This is a genomic window from Algorimicrobium echini, from assembly GCF_900115185.1.
GTDB classification, from domain to species: domain Bacteria; phylum Bacteroidota; class Bacteroidia; order Flavobacteriales; family Flavobacteriaceae; genus Algorimicrobium; species Algorimicrobium echini.
The window spans coordinates 276,872-296,656 of sequence record NZ_FOVN01000002.1 but is presented as its reverse complement, the minus strand read 5'-3'; the positions used below and the strand labels follow the sequence as shown (position 1 = coordinate 296,656).

The following is a 19,785-nucleotide window of genomic DNA, read 5'->3' as shown; positions in this document are numbered from 1 at the left end:
TTTATTGTTAAAACCTTAATTAATTCCTATTAAGAATTGTATTTTTGCAATTAATTTCACAAAGATTTCGTATGCTGAATTTATTTAGATTAATAGCGTTTTTGGAAGGTGTATCGTACATTCTTTTACTATTTATTGCAACACCCATAAAATACTTGTCTGATGATCCGCAATATGTCAAAATACTTGGCATGCCTCATGGTTTACTATTCATTGCCTATATTGTTATGGCCATACTCATTAGTAAGAAAATGCAATGGTCTAATTCTATTTTAGCTAAAGTACTTCTAGCATCTATAATACCATTTGGGACTTTTTACGTAGAATATAAGTACCTTAAGAAAAACCATTTATAATGGAAGATTTACAATGTTTAATTTATGATTATAGCATAGAAGCAGGCGTTTCTGAACCCTATTCTAAAGCCTTAAACATGTTGGCTTTATTAATTGCGCTATTAGTTATTATTGTTATAGCTGATTATATAACTCGAAAAGTATTGATAAATGTGTTTAATGGTTTGGCAGCGAAATCTAAAACCAATTTTGACGATTTATTAATAAACCATAAAGCGCCAAGAAATATTGCCCATATTGTACCATTAATTATTACTTTAAAATTATTCCCTTTTGTTTTTTATGACTATCCCGAGTTTGAGGGTAATATTATTATCTTAATTAAAGTATACGGTATCCTTTTAACGGTTTGGATTATTAGAAGCATATTGCAAACTTTTGAATCTTACTTTAAAACCTTACCTCGATTACGGGATAAGCCTATAGATAGTTATATTCAGGTTGGGATGCTGTTTATTTGGATTTTAGGTGTTGCTTCCATTTTAGCCGTTGTTATCGATTTATCTTTTATTAAATTCTTCACAACTTTAGGTGCTGCATCAGCAGTTCTTCTCTTAATATTTAAGGATACTATTCTTGGTTTTGTTGCCAGTATTCAAGTTGCTATAAATGATTCTGTTCGGATTGGTGATTGGATAACTATGGAAAAATATGGTGCAGATGGTGATGTCATCGAAATAAACCTGTCAACGGTTCAAGTGCAAAATTTTGATTTAACCATTACTCATATTCCAACATTTGCGCTTATAACGGATTCGTTTAAAAATTGGCGTGGAATGCAATCTTCTGATGGAAGACGAATAAAACGGTCAATTCTTTTAAAGGCGAAAAGCATTGTTTATTTAACGGATGATAAAATTGAAGAATTAAAAAGCATTCAATTAATAACCAGTTATTTAAATCAAAGACAAAGTGATATTAAGAATTTCAACACATCCAATAATATTGATAAATCCACTTTAATAAACGGTAGAAACCTTACAAACCTAGGTGTGTTTCGCAAATACATGCAGAGTTATATTGAAAATCATTCAGGGATTAATAAAGATATGATGATTATGGTACGACAATTAGCTCCAACACCACAAGGATTACCTTTAGAGATATACGCGTTTAGTAGTGATAAACGATGGGCTAATTACGAATATATTATGTCAGATATTTTTGATCATGCTTTAGCAGCCGTACCGTTTTTCGATTTAGAGATCTTTGAATTATCTACACATATTGGTATTTTAGACGAATAAGATTATGTTAAAGAAATCAAAAAGTCACTTTTAAAACATCTATAAAGAGCCATTAATCGTAATTATATTAAATCTAAAACTTAACTATAATTATGATTAAAAAAATTTCAATTCTTGTACTATCTAGTATCGTAATCATGTCTTGTGTTTCTAAAAAGAAATATGTTGCTTTACAGCAGGAGAATGGTGAAATAACAAGTGAACTTCAAAAAACACGTGTTGCTAAAGAAGATTTAGAAAATAAATTTGCTGAAATTCAGGCGCGAATAGACACCTACAATTCCAAATTAAATACACTTACAGAAGAAAATGATGCAAAATTTGTAGCCGTTGGAGATGACATGATTATTTCTAACAATACACGTGAACGCATGAATGAAACCTTGAAAAATGTAGATCCAGAAGCTTTAGCAAATGCTGAAAATTTAAAAGATTCAATGAATTTAGCAGTTGGTTACAACTTGCGAAAATCAATGGATACTAGTAGCTTAAATGAAGATGATGACATTGCCATTAATATAGATGAAACGGTTGTTATGATTTCAATTTCAGATAAGTTACTATTCAATACCGCCAGTTATAAAGTAAGCAGTAAAGCCAACAACATTTTGCAAAAATTAGCTGATGTTATCAACTCTGAACCAAGTATTGAAGTTATGGTTGAAGGACACACAGATTCCAGAAGTATTAATACCGGAAAAATTACCGATAATTGGGATTTAAGTGTATTGCGTGCTACTTCCGTAGTAAGAAAACTGCAAAAAGATTACAATGTGGCACCTGAAAAATTAATTGCTTCGGGTAGAAGTTTTTACTTGCCTGTAGCAGATAATGAATCAGCGGAAAGCCGTTCAAAAAACAGACGAACACGTATCATTATTCTACCGAATATCAATAAGTTTTTTGCGCTTATGGCCTCTAATAACGAGTAAATTCCCTTATATTTTTAATTAGTCCAAAATTTAAGACTGCCAGCATTGGCAGTCTTTTTTATTTTGTTTCTTTGTTTTATGAACGAAGATTTAGATAATATTCAACAACAATACCTAGGTTTTTTAAAAACGCCAGCTTTATGGTCTGCTAGTACCATTTGGGGAATCTATCAATTTGAATGGACTAAAAATCCCTTACCTATTTTTAATAGAAGTTTACCTAGAAATTTACGTTTAGGTAAACGCGTAGAACAATTTATGTTTAATGAATTGGAGCAAAATGAGGCCATTTCAGTTTTAGCAGAAAACGTTCAAATTCAAAACCGAAAACAAACTATTGGTGAAATAGATGGTATTATTAAATGCAATGAGAATTTAATTCATTTGGAAATTGTTTATAAATTTTATGTGTATGATGATTCGGTGGGAATTTCAGAAACAGAACATTTTATTGGACCAAACAGAAAAGATAGTCTAATTGAAAAACTTACAAAACTAAAAAATAAACAGCTTCCACTACTCTACAAACCACAAACCCAGGTTTTAATTGAAAGTCTAAAACTGGATATAAATCAAATTTTACAAAACGTTTGCTTTAAGGCACAATTGTTTTTACCCTATAATATACAGGTTACACTTAAAGAATTAAATACAGATTGTATAGTTGGTGTTTATATAAGAAAAGAGCAATTATCAGAATTTGAGGCTTGTGAGTTTTATTTTCCAAGCAAACCAAACTGGCTTTTACAGCCACACAAGGCTGTGAATTGGCAAGATTTTAAAGCTTTTCAAGCAGACATTAATAACATATTAACTGAAAAGCAATCAGCCTGTTGTTGGATTAAACAGGCTGATAATACTATTATAAAAAGCTTTATAGTTTGGTGGTAATTACTTTATTCTTCAGGTGGTTTTCCATGAATATCTAGATAAACCTCATCAAAATTACTACGTAAATAGGCACGTAATTTTTTACGATAATCATCTTTTAGCCATTCCACAAAATTAAAAGTACTCTTACTAATACACTTAGTATAACGGTGAATGCGGTAATCTATATCATCGCCTAATTGTTTGGCTAAATCTAATGCATCCCATAAGTCTTCACTATTTTCTACACAAATTTTAGCATGATGCTCAATAGAACGCTCTAATACAACTTTTGAAGATTCGCCGGCTCTAACTGCTGAAATATATGTTTTTTTAATATCGAAATAAACATCTTCCGAATTAGCGAAAGATTTACGCAAGTCATCAGGCATTTCATATCGGAAGTTTTCTTCAATTTCTTCATCCGCTAAAATGCCATCTAAATAAAAATTAGGCGACCTAAAAATACGATGCCAATCTAAATCTGCGCCCCAAGGCCCAAATCTGTGTAAATTATTTCCTAAATCTAAAACGGTAAAGGTACTCTTGTTTTTTAATATACGTGAACCTCTACCAATCATTTGATAATATAGGGTGAGTGATTTGGTAGCGCGATTTAATATAATGGAGTCTACCGTTGGTTCATCGAACCCTGTAGTTAAAATACTTACAGAGGTTAAGATAGCATCAGGCGTTTCTTTAAACCATTTTAATATTTTTTTTCGTTCTTTTTTGGTGTTTGTATTATCTAAATGAGCTACTGGATAACCTGCCATTCTAAAAGTGTCATACACATGTAATGAGGTGTTAATACCATTATTAAATATAAGGGTTTTCTTTCCTTTAGAGCGTTCTTCATAAGCTTGAAGTAACTTGGAAAGCATATCATTATTGGTATATAAGTCTTCAGAAGATTTTACCGTATAATCTCCATTAGCACCAACAACCAGCGATGTTAAACCTACATTATATGAATAGACTTCAGCTTTTGCTAAAAACTCATTTTTTATGAGAGACTCAATACTTTCACCAACAATTAACTCATCATAATTGTCCTTCATTGGTAGTTTAATGTTGGAACTCAATGGAGTTGCAGTAACTCCTAAAATAAAAGATTTTTCAAAAAACTTAAATAGTTTTGTAAATGAGTTGTAATGCGCTTCATCAATAATAACCAAACCGATATCTGAAATATCCAGCTTATCTTCGTTTAAACGGTTATTTAATGTTTCAACCATAGCAACAAAACAACTATACTGTGCTTGGTCGTCCAGGTTTGCTTTACTGTTTACTACTTTATTTTCAACACCAAACTCGGTAAGCATACCAGAAGTTTGTCGGCATAACTCAATACGGTGGGTCATTACCAATACCTTTTTTTTGTGGTGCTTTAAATACTGTCTTACAATTTCCGAGAAAATAACGGTTTTACCACCACCTGTAGGTAGCTGATATAGTAGATGATAATCTTCTGGAGCTTCTTCAAAACTTTTAAAAATTTTGTTAATAGCGCCTTTTTGATAACTATATAGGTTTTTACCTTCTTTTCTGTCTTCTAATTCTGATAATGAAATACTCGTGCTCATAAATTTTTCCAATGCGCAAAAATACGTTCTTTTCAAGGTTTATCAAGAATTTTTTAGAAATAATTGCAGAATCTTTTTCAACAACCCTCGTTTAAAACTTATTTTTGCGACTTCCTAGCTTTTCCTTATTTTATATGCTTATGTCAAATTCACAAATCCAACATTTTAAACTTTTCAAACCTTATGGTTTTATTAGTCAATTTGTAATTAATGGCAAACAGAAACGAAATAAAAGGCTTTTAGGTGAATTATATAATTTTCCTAAAGGAACTATGGCAATTGGACGTTTAGATGAAAAATCGGAAGGTTTGTTACTGCTTACTACAGATGGAGCAACCAGTACCTTTATTACAAGCAGTCAGATTGAAAAAGAATATTATGTACAAGTAGATGGCCTAATTACTCCCAACGCTATCCAAGTTTTAGCAACAGGAGTTCTTATTACAGTAAATAGCAAACCATACTTGACCAAACCCTCCAAAGTATTTGTTTTGGAAAAAACACCAAATTTCCCAGAGCGTGGAAGGAAAATAAGAGATGCTCGCCATGGTCCTACCAGCTGGATTTCCATTACGATAACGGAAGGTAAGTTTAGACAAGTGCGAAAAATGACATCAGCTGTTGGTTTTCCAACCTTGCGTCTAGTACGTGTGCGTGTAGGAACTATTACATTAGCAAACCTTAAAATGGGTGAAGTTGAAAGGCTTAAAGAAATTCAATAGCACTACTCTTTAACAACAATGAGTGTTGCTTTTACACCAGTTGCTAAATTCCACTGACTAGAAGCAATTACATTACCAGAATCATCTAAAATTTGTAATTCAGCTGTGTTTGGCCCAGATTCCCCTTGATTTAAAGCCTGAAAATCTATTTTGTTAAAGCCTTTTACCAATGGTAATTTAAATCCACTGAAGGTGGATTGTAAAAGCACATTGGATTGTACAATGTCATCATTTACAAAAATCCGAACACGATCGCCATCGGGATACATGTGATCTCTGTATATAATATTTACACGATCTGCTTTGGTTTTAAAATCGCCTAAATATTGTGTGGTTGTACTACCGCCTTGCGCACTTCTTGGGTCGTTTTCGGCATATCTAAGATGTTTATTCACTTGTTTCTCATATAACTCTCCTGGATTGCCAAATTCTTCTCCGAACATGGAAAATTGTTTTTTGTCCGTATTTAATGTTGAATTATTAGGAACTGATAATCCATTTATCTTACCTGAATTTGGTTTAGAAAAGCCGTTGTTTTCAATAGGAGAAATACTAATGCCACTATTACCCGAGTCATTTTTTACGGCAGGTATAGAAGTTGACGTGTTTGGATTACTATCAATTTGTGCATGTATAGGCGAACAAATTAACAGAATTAAGTAAACAACTACGATGTAACGGACAATATTCATTTTATAGGATCATGAAAATTTATTAAAGCTCATAATTCAAAAACTGTACCTAAATGTTATAAACAAGATAAATATATAGCAAATATGAGAAATTTATAAATCATAAAATAAAATTTAGGATAACATTAGTAATGGTAGCGCTTTCTGATGTTTTAGGTAATGATATATTTAGCTCTTAAATGTTAAAAATATGTTAAATAACTACTTTGCAATGCATAGTACTGTAACAAAATATTTCATGCGTCGTCTATAAAGTATACCAATCAAAAAAAATATAAACATTATGAGAACTTTAGACAGCAATCAATTATCAAAAAGAGCAAACTCTACAAATGGCTTTACTTGGAATAGTAAAAGACGTTTTAGATAATCATTAAAGTAAATAATTCATCAATCAATAAAAAATCAAAACATCATGAGAACTTTAGACAGCAATCAAATATCAAAAAGAACGAACAACACCAAGGGTTATACTTGGAATAGTAAAAGACGTTTTAGATAGTATTTAGAAAAATCATCAATCAGTAAAAACTGTCTATCAGCAGATAGATTAAAACACCAAGTCATGCAAGCATTAATTAAAATTTCCAGAGATTCCAATGAATTAATAACCTACCTTCAAAAAAGAATAACAATCCGGAAAAGATGTATTCAACATGGCGTATTGTGGACAGGAACAAAACGGTATATCCATTAATTTGAATTAGTTAAAGATGAAAAAAGCCAGCACAAGTTGCTGGTTTTTTTATAAAAATTTATATGGTACTGTTTTTGTTCTTAAAGAATCTAATTCTTAAATCGCTATTATTATGAGACATCACAGGAACTCCGAAAAAGTAAATGCAGGTTCTATGGCAGATATTGCATTTTTATTACTCATTTTCTTTTTAGTAACAACAACTATATCTATAGATGCAGGCATTAATAGGAATTTACCTGCCCTCTGCCCTACTAATGATTGTGCAACACCAGCTACTGAACACAATGTTTTACGAATAATTTTAAATGATGACAATGAAATTTTAATGAATAAAGAATTAGTGAGCTTTAGGGAAATTAATAACCTGGTTTCCGATTTTGTAAATAATAACGGTGATAAATCATGTAATTACTGTTCTGGAAAACAACTTTCCACGGCTTCAGAGAACCCTCAAAAAGCAATAGTTGTTTTAGAACATGATAGACAAACTTCTTATGAACTGTTTATTCAAGTACAGAATGAAATTAATAAAGCGTATGCGAAACTCCGAAATGAATATTCACAAAATAAATTTCAGAAATCAATTCAGGAACTATCATCGTCCGAACTTCAGGATGTAAAACATGCATATCCTATAAATATTTCTGAACCCAAATAATATTTATTTACTTTTCAATGCCTTCTAAATCCATAATAAAGGCATAATAAAGAGCTGTACGCTTATAACGTTCAAAACGTCCAGAGGCACCACCATGTCCAGTTTCCATATTACAATCCATAACTAGTAAATTATTATCTGTTTTAAGCGCACGTAATTTGGCTAGCCATTTAGCAGGTTCCCAATATTGAACTTGACTATCCCAATACCCAGTGGTAATTAACATATTTGGGTAGGCTTTAGCCTCCACATTATCATAAGGTGAATAGGATTTTATATAGTTGTAATACGTGGCATCTTTTGGATTTCCCCATTCATCAAATTCAAATGTTGTTAATGGAATGGTTTCATCTAACATGGTAGAAACAACGTCCACAAATGGAACTGCCGCAACAACACCATTCCATAATTCTGGTTTCATATTAATTATTGCTCCCATTAACAAACCACCAGCACTACCACCTAAAGCGTATAAATGTTTTGGACTTGTATAACCTTTAGCGACTAGGTGCTCACCAACGTTTATAAAATCTGTAAAGGTATTTTTCTTGTTGAGCAGTTTGCCGTTTTCGTACCATTCTCGTCCCATTTCTTGACCACCACGCACATGCGCAATGGCGTAAACAAATCCACGATTTAATAAACTTAATCTATCAGAACTGAAAGTTGGTTCTGTGCTATTTCCATAAGATCCATAAGCATAAAGTAATAATGGTGTTTCTGCTCCTAAAGCAATCCCTTTTTTATAGACTAAAGAAACTGGAATTTTAGTGTCATCCGTAGCTGTGGCTTCCAGGCGTTCAGATACATAATCATTTGAAGAAAAACCTCCCAGAACAGCCTGTTGCTTTAAAAGTTTCTGTCCTTTCGTATCCATATTATATTCATACGTGCTGTAAGGAGTTGTAAGAGATGTATAATTGTAGCGTAATTTATCAGTATCAAAATCCAAATTAGAAGTTGGGTAAGCTAAATAAGCAGCATCTTTAAAGTCTATGTAGTAATCTGTTGAATCATCCCAAGTTTTAACGCGTATGGTTGTCAAACCATTCAGTCGCTCACTTAAAACTAAATAGTTTTTAAATAAATCAAAATCTTGAAGGAGTATATTATTTCTATGGGGAATTACATCTTGCCAATTGTCCTTTGTACTTGTTTGTATTGGTGCTTTAACTAATTTAAAATTGGTAGCATTTAAATTTGTTCGAATATAAAAATCATCATTATAATGATCTGCATAATAAAGCAAATCACGTTCTCTAGGTTGTAAAATTTCCCATTCAGCATTTGGCGTATTTGCATTTAAAAAACGATACTCGGTTGAAAGTGTTTGGCTACTCACAATCATTAAATAATCTTTCGATTTTGTTTTAAAAACATTGCAATTGAATGTTTCATCGGTTTCTTCAAATATCAATTCGTCTTGAAATTGGTCTGTGCCTAAAACATGCTTGTAAATTTTATTGTGCCTAAGCGTCTCTGGATCTTGAGTTGCGTAAAAAACAGTTTTATTGTCGTTAGCCCAAACAGCGTTGCCACCTGTATTGCTTAATTTATCTGGCAACAACTCACCCGTTTCTAGGTTTTTAAAATAAATTTTGTACTGTCTTCTAGAAATGGTATCTATAGCATAAGCCATTAATTGATTATTTGGACTCACATTTTGACTACCTATACCATAATAAGGAAAACCTTCTGCCATTTCAGGGCCATTAAAGATAATTTGCTCTTCAGCGTCGGTTTCTATTTTCTTTCTGCAATATAATGCGTATTCAGAACCTGCTTCAAAGCGTGTATAATAAGAATATCCATTGTCATTTACTGGAACAGATTGATCTTCTTTTTCAATACGTCCTATTATTTCGTTATACAGTGTATCCTGAAAAGCATCAGTATGAGACATTGCTTTGTGTAAGTAGTCATTTTCTGCATTTAAATATGCTAAAACATCTTGAGTTTGTGCATCTGGATTTTTAGATTCTTTTTGCGCATCGCTTAAACGCAACCAAAAATAATCGTCAATTCGAGTGTCACCATGAATTGTTAATTCTTTAGGTGTTTTTTTTGCAATAGGAGCCTCATCGTTAATATTACTAACACCGTTTTGCTTTTCTTTTGTTTCACAAGCTGAAACAACAATTAAAAGCAATAAAAAATAGATTTTTTTCATAAGTTGAATAAGTTAAAAATTAGATTGATGTTAGTTTGCTTAAAATTAGATAATTAAATTAATTATTTATCATCTATTTCTTCATTTTTAATTCCATAAGCAATATTTACTTTTTTCCTACCCCATTCCTTGGCGGCTTTAATGTTCAAGCCCATGTAAATATCAATTTGTTTTCGCTTTCGAGCATGCATTTTATCTTTCACAAGATACAATCCTTCTAAACCTTCAATAGCAACAGGAGTATTATGAGTAAGACCTAAATTTAACAAGTCTCTAGAAACAGCAATGTATTTAAGTCCAGGTTTTAAACTATCTCCAAACGCTGTTATGTGCGGATTAGAATTGGTTTGATAGGATACCGAATTGTATGCAGTTGCTGTAACCTCAATTGATTTCCAAGAATATTCAGGAGGTTTTTCTGGTTTACAGCTGAAAACCAGACACATAATGAGCCCTAGTATATTAATATGTTTCATAGTGTTAATATAATTAAAGATAGTATTTTTTTAGCTTTACTTAACACATCTAACTTTTTTGTAACTTGACCAATAGATACTAAAATAAACTACAAATGAAATCTATTAAACTATTAGGCCTATCCTTTTTGCTCATTATGAGTTGTAAAGATGAGCCAAAACAAGAACAAATTATTGCAGAGGTTAATGAAGACGTTATAGTAACACCTGAAATGATGGAGCGTGCTAAAGGGATTCACGAACGTGTTATAACACTGGATACACACGACGATTTTAATGTGAATAACTTTACAGACTCTATTAATTATACTCAAGATTTAAAGTCGCAAGTTACGCTTCCTAAAATGAAAGCTGGCGGATTGGATGTTGCTTGGTTTATTGTTTATACGGGTCAAGACACCTTATCTGCAGAAGGTTATGCCAAAGCATATGAAACTGCCATGGGAAAATTTGATGCGATTCATAAACTAGTAACAGATATTGCTCCAGATCAAATTGAATTAGCACTAACCTCTGATGATGTTAGACGTATTCACGCTTCTGGTAAGAAGATAGCTATGATTGGTATTGAAAACGGTTATCCTGTTGGAACAGATATCAAAAACGTGGCGAAATTTTATGACTTAGGTGGCCGTTACATGTCGCTTGCTCATAATGGTCATAGCCAATTAAGTGATAGTAATACGGGTGAAAAAGATAGTGTATGGCTTCATAATGGATTAAGTCCATTAGGAAAAGAGGTGATTGTAGAAATGAACCGTTTGGGAATGATGATTGATGTCTCGCATCCTTCAAAAGAAGCAATGCGTCAAATGATTGAATTGACTAAAGCACCAATAATAGCCTCGCATTCATCTGCAAGAGCTTTATGTGATCATAGTCGAAATTTAGATGACGAACAATTACAATGGATGAAAGATAATAATGGTGTTGTGCAAGCAGTTGCATTGGATGCTTATGTAAATGCTGAAAAAGTAGCGGTTCGCGATGAAGCCTTGAAAAGCATTCAAAAAGAAGCTGCCGATTCGTTAGGTGTTAAATGGTATAGCTCACGAGAAGAAGTGATGGCTTTAAGTAATGAAGAACAAAATGAGTTTTTTGAATATTATGGTGATGTTGTGCGTTTAGCAAATGAAAAGGCTGAAACTATAGAAGGTTTTCCTCCTGCTGTAAATGTTGCCGATTTTGTTGATCATATAGATTATATGGTTGATAAAATAGGTATAAACCATGTTGGAATCAGTAGTGATTTTGATGGTGGTGGCGGAATTGAAGGCTGGCGCGATGCTTCAGAAACTTTTAATGTAACATTAGAATTGGTAAAACGTGGCTACACAGAAGCAGAAATCAGCAAGCTTTGGAGCGAAAATCTTTTACGCGTTTTAGACGATGTTCAAGCTGTAGCAAAAGACATACAAGCAAAAAGCAATCCGTAAAAAAATTTTAAATCATTAAATAATATAAAAACAGCATTGAAATTTTATAACCAATGCTGTTTTTCTTTATATCGAATCTATTGTAACTATTAATAGGTCAATAATTCTTTCAAGGCTGTTTCAAATTTTCCTTTTCCTAAATACTGTACTTCCAATTGATTTATAAATGGAATTGGTGTTTCCATACTAGCCACACGCTTTACAGGCGCATCTAGGTATTCAAAACAAGTTTCCATAATCAGGGATGAAATATCTGAAGCAATACCACCAAACAACGAATCTTCTTGTAAAATAATGGCACGACCTGTTTTTCTAACCGATTCAAAAATAGTTTCGGTATCCAAGGGTTGTAAGCTACGTAAGTCAATTAAATCTGCTTGAATATCTGGATTGTTATCTAAAGTTTCTAAAGCCCAATGTACAGCTGCGCCATAGGAAATAATGGTAACATCAGCACCCTCACGTAAACGGGCTGCTTTTCCAAAAGGAATGGTAAAATAATCCGTAGGCACATCCTGACGAATGCTTCTGTATAAAGCTTTGTGTTCAAAGAAAAGTACAGGATTTGGGTCGTTTATAGCAGTTGCTAACAAACCTTTGGCATCATATGGAAACGCTGGATACACCACTTTTAATCCTGGTGTCTTGGTAAACCAAGCTTCATTAGTTTGCGAGTGGAAAGGTCCTGCCGCAACACCAGCACCACAAGGCATTCTAACAACCACATCAGCGTTTTGATTCCAACGGTAGTGGGATTTAGCTAAATAATTTACAATCGGGTTAAAACCAGAAGTTGCAAAATCAGCAAACTGCATTTCCATTACAGCTTTCATTCCTGAAATAGAAAGTCCCATGGCTGCTTCCACAATAGCAGATTCGCAAATAGGTGTATTTCTAACACGTTCTTTACCAAATGCTTCTACAAAGCCATCAGTTATTTTAAAAACACCACCATATTCAGCTATATCCTGACCCATGATAACAAGGTTGTCATGCTGTTCCATGGATTGTTTTAAACCTTCAGAAATAGCATCAATTAGGCGTATTTCTTCGGTATTATAATTTGGTTTAACATCCTTATAATCAAATGCTTTGTAAACATCATTTAATTCAGTACTTTCATTAGGAATAATAGCGTCTTCATCAAAAGCTATTTGTAAATGTTCATTAATTTCATGAACAATAGCTTCTTTTATTTTTACTTCATTGGTTTCAGTTAAAATATTTTCCTCTTTTAAAAATGCTTGAAAATTTTCCAACGGATCTTTCTTTGCCCACATATCCATTAAGTCTTGAGGTACATATTTAGTACCACTCGCCTCTTCATGGCCACGCATTCTAAAGGTTTTAAATTCAATTAAAATTGGACGTGGATTTTCACGAACACTCTGCGCTAAATCACGCATAGTTGTATAGACTTCTATAATATTATTTCCGTCTATAATGTGTGATTCCATGCCATAACCAATACCACGATCCGCAATGTTTTCACAATTATATTGTTCACTGGTTGGTGTAGATAAACCGTAGCCATTATTTTCAACACAAAATAAAACGGGTAATTGCCAGACTGAAGCCACATTTAAAGCTTCGTGAAAATCGCCTTCACTAGTACCTCCTTCGCCAGTAAAAACGGCTGTAACTTGATTGGTATTTTGCAATTTACTAGCTAAAGCTATGCCATCTGCAACGCCTAATTGAGGTCCTAAATGCGAAATCATACCAACAATTTTAAACTCTTGAGTACCAAAATGAAACGAACGATCTCGACCTTTAGTAAAGCCATTAGCTTTACCTTGCCATTGACTAAATAAACGGTATAAAGGAATATCACGTGTGGTGAAAACACCTAAATTTCGGTGCATAGGCAAAATATATTCATCTGCATCCAAAGCCATGGTAACACCTACTGAAATGGCTTCTTGACCAATTCCTGAAAACCACTTTGAAATTCGTCCTTGACGTAAGAGTATCAGCATTTTTTCCTCTATTAAACGCGGTTTCAACATGCGTTTGTAGAGTTCTAATAATTCATGACTGTCAAGATTTGACTTGTTGTACCTTATATTACCCATACTTGTTACTATATGACTCATAAAAATTGTTTGTCAAATATACTATGAAATTGATAATTACAAATGTAAATCTAACAATAAATAGTATTACAAACTTTATAATGTTTTCGTACATTTGTAATACATACTTATTAAAATATTATCCTTATGAATACCATACCAAGTGTCAATTTAAAAGATTTTACATCAGGAGATCCAAAACGAAAACAGCAATTTGTAGATGCTATTGGAAAGGCATATGAAGAAATTGGTTTCGTTGCTCTTAAAGGTCACTTTTTAGATGATAAATTAGTTGATAATTTATATAGCGAAGTCAAAAACTTTTTTGAACTACCTTTAGAAACCAAACAAAAATATGAGATTGAAGGTATTGGTGGTCAACGTGGCTATATTTCCTTTGGAAAAGAAAGTGCTAAAGGCAAAAAAGAAGGTGACTTAAAAGAGTTTTGGCATTTTGGGCAGTTTGTAGAAAATGATCCAAAACTAGAAGCTGAATATCCTAAAAATGTAGAAGTTGAAGAACTACCTGAATTTAATAAAGCTGGTAAAGAAACGTACCGTATGCTGGAAAAAACAGCAAAATATGTTTTACGTGCTTTGGCGCTACATCTGGATTTAGAAGAGACTTATTTTGATGAATATATTCATAATGGAAACAGTATTTTACGTCCTATTCATTATCCTCCAATTCTAGATGAACCGAAAAATGCTGTCCGTGCAGCTGCTCACGGTGATATTAATCTAATTACTTTGTTAATGGGTGCTCAAGGTCGTGGTTTACAAGTTCAAAACCATAAAGGAGAATGGATAGATGCTATAGCAGAGCCAGATGAGTTAATGATAAATGTTGGAGATATGCTATCAAGACATACTAACAATAAATTAAAATCTACCATCCATCGTGTTATTAATCCACCAAGAGAGCTTTGGGGTACATCGCGTTATTCCATTCCGTTTTTTATGCACCCAGTAAGCGATATGAAATTAAATGTTTTGGAAAGTTGTATCGACGACGAAAATCCAAAACAATTTGATGATATTACCGCTGGCGAATTTTTAAATGAACGCTTAATTGAGTTAGGCTTAATTAAAAAGTAAAAATGGACTTACAAGATCAATTAAAAAATCTTTTTCCAGAACACATTCATGAAGAGCCTGAAAATTCGTCTGAAGCTACTAATGGTTTATGGATTCAAGATGATCCACTATTATGTAAGTATGAAAAACGGAAAGGTAAACCCATTACCATCATTGATGGTTATACAGGTGCCACTGAAGATTTCAAGGCTTTAGCTAAAGAACTAAAAACAACCTTAAGTGTTGGTGGTAGTTATAAAGATGATAAAATAATTATTCAAGGTGATTATCGCGATAAAATAATGGCCATTTTAAAAAGTAAAGGCTTTCATGTTAAACGCGTTGGTGGTTAATGGATAAAGACATTCTTCATATTACTAATGGTACACATTTAACAAACTATTTAAAAGAATTAGATGTTGCAGGCACATACCTAACTTGGCAAGAGATGTTATGTGAAGGTCCAACCTTGGTTCAAATAGATTCGAAACAATTTTTTGATAATCGAAAAAACTTTCTGAAAAGTACTTATTCCATAGCAATTAATGAAGAAGAAATAGAAAATGAATTATCAATTCTCAACCAAGCAGAAAATTTTTCTGAAATTGTGCTTTGGTTTGAATTTGATTTGTTTTGCCATATAAATTTACTTGGAGTTTTAAAATTACTTCAAGAAAGACAAATAAATTTACCCATTTATTTAGTATCGAGTGGCCGAATTGAAGGAGAAAAGAATTTAAAAGCTTTAACAGAATTACCTTCAGACCAATTATTGCTTCATTATAAAAATAAAGTATTGCTATTAGAATCCGATATGGAATTAGCTCGTAGTATATGGCATATATATTGTGGGAAAGACCATAATCTATTGAAACCTTATATTGTACAAAATTCGTCATTTAAATATTTAAGTAGTTGTCTTAAAGCGCATTTAAAGCGTTTTCCAAATTTAAAAAACGGATTAGGTGTTTTGGAGAAAAACATACTCACTATAGTACGAGATGAAGTTGTTAAGTCTAAAGGACATTTAGTGGGTTATGCATTGAATTTTCAAGGCTATTATGGGTATTCCGATATGCAAATTCATTATATTATAAACACCTTATCTATCTTTTTTGATGAAACAGAAAACAGCATCAAACTAAATAGAAAAGGACATGAAGCCTTAATAGGTCTTCATAATTTTGCTGCCGAAATAAATAATAACATGGTGTATGGTGGTGTTAATCGATTAGATTTCTATTTCAGCACACAACGAAACGAACTTATAAAAAATAAAACATGCCAATAAAAGAATCTGAATTGATATTGAATCCAGATGGTAGTGTATATCATCTAAACTTAAAACCAGAAAACATATCTAAAACAATCATATTTGTTGGTGATCAGGATCGTGTTGAAAAAATTACGAAACATTTCGATTCAATAGAATTTACAACGCAAAAGCGCGAGTTTAAAACACAAACCGGTACTTATAAAAATAAACGTTTAACCGTCATATCTACTGGAATTGGCCCTGACAATATAGACATTGTAATGAATGAACTGGATGCTTTAGTAAATATAGATTTAGAAACAAGACAACCAAAACAGAATTTAACATCTTTAAATATTGTTCGGGTTGGGACATCTGGATCTTTACAAAGTGACATTCCAGTTGATAGCTTTTTAATTAGCTCCCATGGGTTAGATTTGAATGGACTGCTTCATTTTTATCAGATAGAGAAATTTACAAATCCCGATGTTGAAACAGCCTTTATTAAACATACAAAATGGGATGCTAATAAAGCAAAACCTATTTTAATTGCAAATAGTGAATCTTTAGAAAAACATTTTTCTTCCTCTAAAACTTATGCTGGTATTACGGCAACTGCTGTTGGGTTTTATGGCCCACAAGGGCGTGTTTTACGCCTACCCATTAAAGATGTAGATTTGAACACCAAAATGGATTCATTTGCCTATCAAAATCATCGTATCACTAATTTGGAAATGGAAACATCTGCTATTTATGGATTATCAAAGTTATTAGGGCATCAAGCCTTATCATTGAATGCCATAATAGCTAATAGAGCGAATGGTACCTTTAGTCAAGACTCTAAAAAAGTAGTTGAAAACTTAATAACCTACACTTTAGATAAAATGACTTCATTATGAATACAGTAAAAATAGGTGGTGTTCCAGAGCATTTTAATTTAGCATGGTATTTAACCCTAAAAAATGGGGAGTACAAACAAGAAAATATCAATTTACGTTGGCATGATTATCCTGGTGGTAGTGGTGCAATGAGTAAAGCATTAAGAAAAGGTGACATTGATATTGCTGTCATACTCACCGAAGGTATTATTAAAGATATTATTGAAGGAAATCCTTCTAAAATTGTTCAAACCTATGTGGAAACACCTTTAATTTGGGGAATTCATGTTGGAGCAGATTCACCTTACCAATCCATAAATGATTTAAAAGAAACAAAAGCAGCTATTAGTCGCTATGGTTCTGGATCTCATTTAATGGCTTATATTAACGCACAAAACAATAACTGGAATTTATCTAAAGATTTACAATTTGAAGTTGTTAAAAATTTAGATGGCGCAGTAAATGCGCTTACAAATGGTTCTGCAGATTATTTTATGTGGGAAAAATTCATGACAAAACCCATAGTAGATAAGGGTATTTTTAGACGTCTTGGAAACTGCCCTACGCCTTGGCCCTGTTTTGTAATTGCAGTTAGTAATGATTTTATTGAAAATCGCTCAAATGAATTACAAACCATTTTGAATATTATTAATAATTCCACAAAAAACTTCAAAACAATTCCTGATATCGACAAAGTCATTGCAGCGCGTTATGATCAAAAATTAGAAGACGTTCAGGAATGGTTATCCCTAACCGAATGGTCTCAAAATAATATGAGCCAAGTAACAATCCACAAAATCCAAGAGCAGCTATTAGCATTGGATATTATTCCTAATATAGTTCCTTATGATGCATTGGTGCATAATTTAGGGTAAGAAGCGTCTGTATAAGTCGCTTTTTTTTAATCCACCTAATCTCATTATTAATGTTAAAACGATATAGGATTACTATTTTTATGACGTATTATTTTAACAAATTCGTGAAAAACAAAAACAAATTACCTAGTAATCACGTCTTTAAAAATGAACCTTACATCGATAAATGTTAAAAATTCTTTAATTTTTAAGTTAATTGCTTTATATTTGACCCTTGAGTTAAACTAAATTCATCGCTTATGCTATTAACGATTACTATTTTACTCTCTTTTTTGGTTGCAGTTAATTTTTTATTACTAATCTTTAGTTGTAACAAAACTCCAAAGCGTGCATCCCAAAAAATTGAAAACAGACCAACATTCGTTGTTACCAAAAATATGGTTGTTACTTCTGAATCTAACCAATTAGCACCTACAGGTAGTTAATAATAAGTTTACTTCTTTTACGCAACCTTTTGCTTAAGTATGCATCTATTCATAAACAAAACTATGAAGTTTGCATCTTTCACTATATTAATTGGCATATCCCTTTGTGCTTCAATTTGTTGTCCAGGTGAGGATGACTATGTTTTTAATAACACCATTATTAAAAATGATACGATTATCCAAATAGAAAATAATAGCACTAACTTTCAAGTGGATGATACGATTTATATATCTACTGTGTTAGAAAATGAGCAAGTTTCTACTAATGCTAGTATTGTTTATCTGACAGATTTTGTTTCAGATTCACCGGATAGCTTCTACTATTATTATATAAACCTATACAAGGAAACAGCTTATGGAACATATGCTTTAATTGAATTAAATGAAAATGCTTTAGAAACTATAGATGGTGAAACATTTATTGATTATCAAAGTTTAATTGTCCGTTGTGATTTAGATAGTTCTGTATTCAGAAATAAATTTGGCATAAAACTCCTTGAACCTGGTACTTATTATCTGTCGGGCTCATTAAATTACAACACTGAAGTTGCTGAAATAATCCAGATTTCCACGAGTTACTCCAGAAATCAAGGAATTACTATATATTCAAAAATTATGAATTCTGGAGATGATGGACGTTATTATTTTACCGTAAACTAATTACCATTTTATTGGAGAAAGCCCTTTGTTTTTTAAAACCAGATTGGTTTTACTAAAGTGTTTATTTCCAAACCAATACCCTCTATTGGCGCTTAATGGCGATGGATGTCCACTCATTAAAATGGTGTGTTTTTTGGTATCAATTAATTTAGATTTCTTTTTAGCAAAACCACCCCAAAGTAAAAAAACTACATCATTTTGTTTATCACTAATAGTCTTAATAATTGAATCCGTAAACAGCTCCCATCCTTTGTTTTGATGACTGCCTGCTTCATGCGCTCTAACGGTTAAAGTTGCATTTAAAAGTAATACACCTTGTTTTGCCCATTCCTCCAAATTTCCACTTACGGGATATGGCTTAAAAATATCGGATTCTAGTTCTTTAAAAATATTTTTTAATGAGGGTGGATGGGCAATTCCATCATGAACGCTAAAACATAATCCATTTGCTTGACCGAAACCATGATAAGGGTCTTGGCCAATAATTACGACTTTAATTTCTTGGAATGGGCACATATTAAAAGCCTTAAATATTTCTGAAGCTGGCGGGTAACAGGTGTTATTTTTATACTCATCTTTTACAAATTCTACTAATAACTTAAAGTAATCTTTTTTAAATTCATTTTGTAAATAAGGTTTCCAGCTTTCGTGAATATTCACCTCCATATTTTATTATTTTTTTATGTCAGCACTAA

20 protein-coding genes are annotated in these 19,785 nt (G+C 32.4%); 14 read left to right on the top strand and 6 right to left on the bottom strand.

Going from position 1 to position 19,785, the window contains the following annotated elements; genetic code table 11:
- Positions 1–71: 71 nt before the first annotated feature.
- The 4 genes from BM239_RS07515 (at position 72) to BM239_RS07500 (ending at position 3,426) form a co-directional block, all read left to right on the top strand.
- A complete protein-coding gene (locus tag BM239_RS07515) occupies positions 72–356 on the top strand; it encodes a DUF3817 domain-containing protein (protein WP_092207089.1) in 285 nt (94 codons plus the stop codon).
- Entirely contained in the window at positions 356–1,603 is a 1,248-nt protein-coding gene (locus BM239_RS07510) for a mechanosensitive ion channel family protein (RefSeq protein ID WP_092207087.1), read from the top strand. Before BM239_RS07515 ends, BM239_RS07510 begins: the two co-directional genes overlap by 1 nt.
- Positions 1,604–1,698: 95 nt before the next feature.
- On the top strand, positions 1,699–2,535 hold the full coding sequence (locus BM239_RS07505; protein WP_177209011.1) for an OmpA/MotB family protein: 837 nt from the start codon (positions 1,699–1,701) through the stop codon (positions 2,533–2,535).
- 78 nt (positions 2,536–2,613) lie between these two features.
- Complete coding sequence (locus BM239_RS07500; RefSeq protein WP_092207083.1) at positions 2,614–3,426, top strand: DUF1853 family protein; 813 nt, start codon at positions 2,614–2,616, stop codon at positions 3,424–3,426.
- Positions 3,427–3,431: 5 nt separating this feature from the next.
- On the opposite strand, the gene BM239_RS07495 is transcribed toward BM239_RS07500, so the two are convergent.
- The gene (locus BM239_RS07495) at positions 3,432–4,991 is read right to left on the bottom strand and encodes a DEAD/DEAH box helicase (RefSeq protein ID WP_092207081.1); all 1,560 of its coding nucleotides are present in this window, start codon (positions 4,989–4,991) and stop codon (positions 3,432–3,434) included.
- Between the two features lie 140 nt (positions 4,992–5,131).
- Here BM239_RS07495 and BM239_RS07490 point away from each other — a divergent pair, with 140 nt between their 5' ends.
- Entirely contained in the window at positions 5,132–5,713 is a 582-nt protein-coding gene (locus tag BM239_RS07490; protein WP_092207079.1) for a pseudouridine synthase, read from the top strand.
- A gap of 2 nt (positions 5,714–5,715) precedes the next feature.
- Here the strand turns inward: BM239_RS07490 and BM239_RS07485 are convergent, their stop codons facing one another.
- Entirely contained in the window at positions 5,716–6,405 is a 690-nt protein-coding gene (locus BM239_RS07485; protein WP_092207077.1) for a hypothetical protein, read from the bottom strand.
- 809 nt (positions 6,406–7,214) lie between these two features.
- Between BM239_RS07485 and BM239_RS07480 the strand changes: the two genes are divergently transcribed.
- On the top strand, positions 7,215–7,763 hold the full coding sequence (locus BM239_RS07480) for an ExbD/TolR family protein (RefSeq protein ID WP_092207075.1): 549 nt from the start codon (positions 7,215–7,217) through the stop codon (positions 7,761–7,763).
- 7 nt (positions 7,764–7,770) lie between these two features.
- On the opposite strand, the gene BM239_RS07475 is transcribed toward BM239_RS07480, so the two are convergent.
- Positions 7,771–9,933 (bottom strand): S9 family peptidase, encoded by a 2,163-nt coding sequence (locus BM239_RS07475; RefSeq protein WP_092207073.1) that lies wholly within the window; start codon positions 9,931–9,933, stop codon positions 7,771–7,773.
- A 62-nt stretch (positions 9,934–9,995) separates the two neighbouring features.
- Complete coding sequence (locus BM239_RS07470; RefSeq protein WP_394333916.1) at positions 9,996–10,409, bottom strand: 3D domain-containing protein; 414 nt, start codon at positions 10,407–10,409, stop codon at positions 9,996–9,998.
- A gap of 95 nt (positions 10,410–10,504) precedes the next feature.
- On the opposite strand from BM239_RS07470, the gene BM239_RS07465 reads away from it, so the two are divergent.
- Complete coding sequence (locus BM239_RS07465; RefSeq protein ID WP_092207069.1) at positions 10,505–11,845, top strand: dipeptidase; 1,341 nt, start codon at positions 10,505–10,507, stop codon at positions 11,843–11,845.
- An 89-nt stretch (positions 11,846–11,934) separates the two neighbouring features.
- Here the strand turns inward: BM239_RS07465 and BM239_RS07460 are convergent, their stop codons facing one another.
- The gene (locus tag BM239_RS07460) at positions 11,935–13,941 is read right to left on the bottom strand and encodes an alpha-ketoacid dehydrogenase subunit alpha/beta (RefSeq protein WP_245758207.1); all 2,007 of its coding nucleotides are present in this window, start codon (positions 13,939–13,941) and stop codon (positions 11,935–11,937) included.
- Positions 13,942–14,067: 126 nt separating this feature from the next.
- Here BM239_RS07460 and BM239_RS07455 point away from each other — a divergent pair, with 126 nt between their 5' ends.
- The 7 genes from BM239_RS07455 (at position 14,068) to BM239_RS07425 (ending at position 19,090) form a co-directional block, all read left to right on the top strand.
- Positions 14,068–15,018, top strand: a complete 951-nt coding sequence (locus tag BM239_RS07455) for an isopenicillin N synthase family dioxygenase (protein WP_092207065.1) — start codon at positions 14,068–14,070, stop codon at positions 15,016–15,018.
- Positions 15,019–15,020: 2 nt separating this feature from the next.
- Positions 15,021–15,350 carry a translation initiation factor gene (locus BM239_RS07450; protein ID WP_092207064.1) on the top strand — a complete coding sequence of 110 codons (330 nt, stop codon included), beginning with the start codon at positions 15,021–15,023 and terminating at the stop codon, positions 15,348–15,350.
- Complete coding sequence (locus BM239_RS07445; protein WP_092207062.1) at positions 15,350–16,288, top strand: DUF1835 domain-containing protein; 939 nt, start codon at positions 15,350–15,352, stop codon at positions 16,286–16,288. The genes BM239_RS07450 and BM239_RS07445 overlap by 1 nt, the downstream gene beginning before the upstream one ends.
- The gene (locus BM239_RS07440; protein ID WP_092207060.1) at positions 16,279–17,151 is read left to right on the top strand and encodes a nucleoside phosphorylase; all 873 of its coding nucleotides are present in this window, start codon (positions 16,279–16,281) and stop codon (positions 17,149–17,151) included. The genes BM239_RS07445 and BM239_RS07440 overlap by 10 nt, the downstream gene beginning before the upstream one ends.
- Entirely contained in the window at positions 17,148–18,005 is an 858-nt protein-coding gene (locus tag BM239_RS07435) for a substrate-binding domain-containing protein (protein ID WP_092207058.1), read from the top strand. The genes BM239_RS07440 and BM239_RS07435 overlap by 4 nt, the downstream gene beginning before the upstream one ends.
- A gap of 239 nt (positions 18,006–18,244) precedes the next feature.
- A complete protein-coding gene (locus BM239_RS07430) occupies positions 18,245–18,430 on the top strand; it encodes a hypothetical protein (protein WP_092207056.1) in 186 nt (61 codons plus the stop codon).
- A 63-nt stretch (positions 18,431–18,493) separates the two neighbouring features.
- A complete protein-coding gene (locus tag BM239_RS07425) occupies positions 18,494–19,090 on the top strand; it encodes a hypothetical protein (protein ID WP_092207054.1) in 597 nt (198 codons plus the stop codon).
- Here the strand turns inward: BM239_RS07425 and BM239_RS07420 are convergent, their stop codons facing one another.
- Positions 19,091–19,756, bottom strand: a complete 666-nt coding sequence (locus BM239_RS07420; protein WP_092207052.1) for a uracil-DNA glycosylase — start codon at positions 19,754–19,756, stop codon at positions 19,091–19,093.
- Between the last annotated feature and the right edge of the window lie 29 nt (positions 19,757–19,785).